At 71.4% G+C, this 3327-nt stretch carries 3 protein-coding genes and 1 pseudogene; all 4 read right to left on the minus strand.

Features of this window, described 5'->3' with window-relative positions; all coding sequences use genetic code 11:
- A partial coding sequence (locus GH736_RS19545; protein WP_159606315.1) for a hypothetical protein occupies positions 1 to 181 on the minus strand: 181 nt, incomplete at its 3' end.
- A 204-nt stretch (positions 182 to 385) separates the two neighbouring features.
- Entirely contained in the window at positions 386 to 1723 is a 1338-nt protein-coding gene (locus GH736_RS25800) for an ATP-binding cassette domain-containing protein (protein WP_407922378.1), read from the minus strand.
- Positions 1724 to 1943: 220 nt separating this feature from the next.
- A complete protein-coding gene (locus tag GH736_RS19555) occupies positions 1944 to 2888 on the minus strand; it encodes an endonuclease domain-containing protein (protein WP_159606317.1) in 945 nt (314 codons plus the stop codon).
- Positions 2889 to 3083: 195 nt separating this feature from the next.
- A pseudogene (locus tag GH736_RS19560) lies at positions 3084 to 3327 on the minus strand (hypothetical protein); the annotation flags it as partial.

Raw genomic sequence — 3327 nt, forward strand, 5'->3', positions numbered from 1 at the left:
CCGCCGGTGAGCCCGTGAGGTTGGAGCCGACGATGTCGGCGACGCGCGAGATCACGCCGTCCATCGGTGTTGAGGGCGCGAGCTCGTCGTGGTCGATGCCGAACACGTCGAGGTCGACCTGTTCGCGGTGCGCGGCAACGGGGTACCGACGATCGCCTCCAACTCGCCGCCGCGAGTTCACGATGAAGGACGCCTACAGCTGCATCAATCGGCGGATATACGATCCGACGCACCGCGGATCCGGTCGCGCACCCGGCGCGGCGGATCGTATATCCGCTGCGAATGGCAGTCGAGGGGTCGGGTCCGTGAGCCGAGCTACGGGCAGCGGATGCCGCGACAGCGGATGCCGCGACGGTCGGCCGCGGCATCCGCTCGGTCGACGCGGCTAGACGCCGAGCTCGAGGTCGGCGATGCGCACCGGCTCGCCCGTAGCGAGGGACAGGTTGCCGGCGATGCCCACCGACACCGCCTTGACGCCGTCGGCGTAGCCGGCGACGCGGCCGAGCGGCGCGTCATCCGTCACCCGGTCGAAGAGGTGCTGGAGCAGGTACGCGTCGCCGCCGCCGTGGCTGCCGATGCCCTCGGGGATGGGCACGACCCGCGCACCCTCCCAGTGCCGCTGCACGACGAGGCGCTCGGAGTCGGGCCGCACCCGGTCCTCGGGCGAGGCATCGGGGTGCATGCTCGGATCGACCACGACCCGGCCGTCGTCGCCGATGAGCACCGCGCCGCGCTCGACCACCTCGAGCTCCGCGCGGCCCTCGGTGCCGTTGACGGTGACGCGGTAACCCTCCCACGGCGCGTGGGCGTTCAAGGAGTAGCTCATCGTCGCGCCGCTGTCGTAGTCGACGAGCGCGGCGAGGTTGTCCTCGATGGTGATGCCGGCGTCGAACACGTCCCGGTCGCGCAGGTAGCCGTCGTGCTGCTCCTGGTCGAGGTAGAGCTCGTTGGCCGCGTCGATGCGGAACTTCGGCTTCGACGTGCGCGCCGGCGCGCCGCGGCGCAGCCACGCGAGCTCCTTGCGCATCAGGTTCTGCCGCTTCGCCTCGGATGCCGCGGCCATGCGGTCGCGCTCCACGCGCTGCAGCACGTACGCCGCGTACCCGCCCTCGAACGGCTCGACGATCCCGTCGTGCACCTCCCACGTGTCGGTGCACACCTCGTCGAGGAACCACCGGTCGTGCGTCACGACCACGAGGGCACCGGCATCCGTCGACCAGCGGCGCTTCAGGTGCCCGGCGAGCCAGGCGATGCCCTCGACGTCGAGGTGGTTGGTGGGCTCGTCGAGGAACACCACGTCCCAGTCGCCCACGAGGAGCGCCGCGAGGCCGACCCGCCGCCGCTGCCCGCCCGAGAGGCTGCCCACCTGCGCGTGCCACGGGACATCCGCCAGCAGCCCGCCGATGACGTCGCGCACCTTGGGGTCGCCCGCCCAGACGTGCTCGTCGATGCCGCCGACGACCGCCTCGGCGACCGTATGTCCCGGGTCGACCACGTCGGCCTGGTCGAGCATGCCGATCCGGATGCCGCGGCGGCGCGTCACCCGTCCGGCGTCGGGCTCGATCCGCCCCGCGAGCAGCTTGAGCAGCGTGGACTTGCCGTCGCCGTTGCGGCCGACGACGCCGATGCGGTCGCCCTCGTCGATGCCGAGGGTGACCTCGTCGAAGACGGTGCGCGTGGGGAACTCGAGGTGCAGGCGCTCGGCGCCGAGGAGGTGTGCCATGTCTGGCTCAACCCTACTTCCCCGCCCCGCGCGCCCCTCTCCTCTCCGCCCTTGCCACACACCCTCGCACCCCTCCCTCGCGCCCCTCACCCACCTCGTCGAAACCTTGTGTTCGGTGCACCCGAAGGGCGTTGCTGCACCGAACACAAGGTTTCGACGTGCGGGGCGGACGCGATGGGCACGCGCGTGGCGGACGCGTCGGGCACGCGCGGGCGGCGACTCAGGGGGTCCAGCCGCGCATCCGGAGACGGGACTCGATTCGCGCGAGCGTCTCGGCGACGCGGCGCGGAGGATCCGGCGAGATGTCGTCGGAGGTCAGTCGAACGATCGTCCAGCCCAGGTCCTCGAGGCGTTCCCGGCGCAGGATGTCGGCTCGGAATCGCCTCTTCTCCCGATGACCGTCTCCTTCGTACTCGATGCCGACGCGGCGCTTCGGGTACGCCAGGTCGACCAACGCGAGCAACGTTCCCATGTCATCGAAGACGGGATGATTCAGTTCGGGTTCGGGAAGGCCGGAGCGCACGATGAGGAGGCGGGTGAGCGTCTCTCGTGGGGAGAGCGACCCGAACCGGATCTCGTCCAGCGCGGCCCGCAGTGTCCTCACCCCGCGACCGCGGCCATGTCGAGCAACGCTGTCGCGGAGTGCCTGCATGGTAGTGGGCGCGGGCGCGCCGCCCCGCGGAGCTTCGCCGGTCACCAGGTAGTCGCCGGCGACGATCACGTCATCGAGCTCGAGCATCCCGCCGAGGAGCGCGAACGTCGTCTCCGCACTCGTCAGCGCGAGCCCGCCGAGGCTCGTGACGTCGATCCGGTCGGGCGCGAGGGTGTGTCCGACGACGCCTCGCGCGCGAGGCGGCTGCGCCCCGAGTCGAACCGACACGTGGATGCGCGCGGAACCCGCGATGGATGACGGCAGCGGCACTCCGAGTATCGCCGCGGCCGTCGAATGGCTGAAGAACTGCGTGGGCGGCATCCGTCTGGCGTACGCCCGGGCGAGTGCGACCTGATCCCGCCCGTCGACGGCTGGAAGGTAGATGCCTCGAAACGGTCGGTCGACCTCGGCGGCGATGAGCCGTCGTGCGCCGACCCCGGCGCGGCTCGCCTCTGCCCAAGTGAACGCCTCCGCAGCCGTCAGCCGTGCAGGAAGGTCTCGTTGTCGACGCATCGGCTCAGCCTGCCCGTCTCGGCGGAGGCACTCGGTCCACTCTCCACAGCGTCTGTGACGCGTTGAAATCCTGTGTTCGGTGCGCGCCCCGGACGGATGCTGCACCGAACACAAGGTTTCAACGCAGGGTGGGCGGTGGGCGGTGGGCGGTGGGCGGTGGGCGGAGGGCGGATGGCTGCGGGCGGAAGGGGCGGGTCAGGCGTGCATGAGGCGGGCGCCGTGCACCGCGCCGTGCACGTGCACCGCGTTCAGGCGTGACGCCGAGAGCGCGATCTGCAGCTCGAGCGCCGAGTCGGCGTCCTCGGCGAGGAACGCGACGGTCGGTCCGGAGCCCGACACGATCCCGGCGAGCGCGCCGTGCGCCTCCCCGAGCTCGATTCGGCCTCGGTGTTCGGGGCGCTCCTCGGCGACGTCGAGCAGGGCGCGTGGCTGAGGAGCG

The organism is Agromyces humi (genome assembly GCF_009720255.1).
Lineage (GTDB): Bacteria > Actinomycetota > Actinomycetes > Actinomycetales > Microbacteriaceae > Agromyces > Agromyces humi.

Excerpts from the sequence above, each read along its gene's own strand:
- GH736_RS25800 (WP_407922378.1), bottom strand. The coding sequence starts at position 1,723 with ATGGCACACCTCCTCGGCGCCGAGCGCCTGCACCTCGAGTTCCCCACG.
- GH736_RS19555 (WP_159606317.1), bottom strand. The coding sequence starts at position 2,888 with ATGCGTCGACAACGAGACCTTCCTGCACGGCTGACGGCTGCGGAGGCG.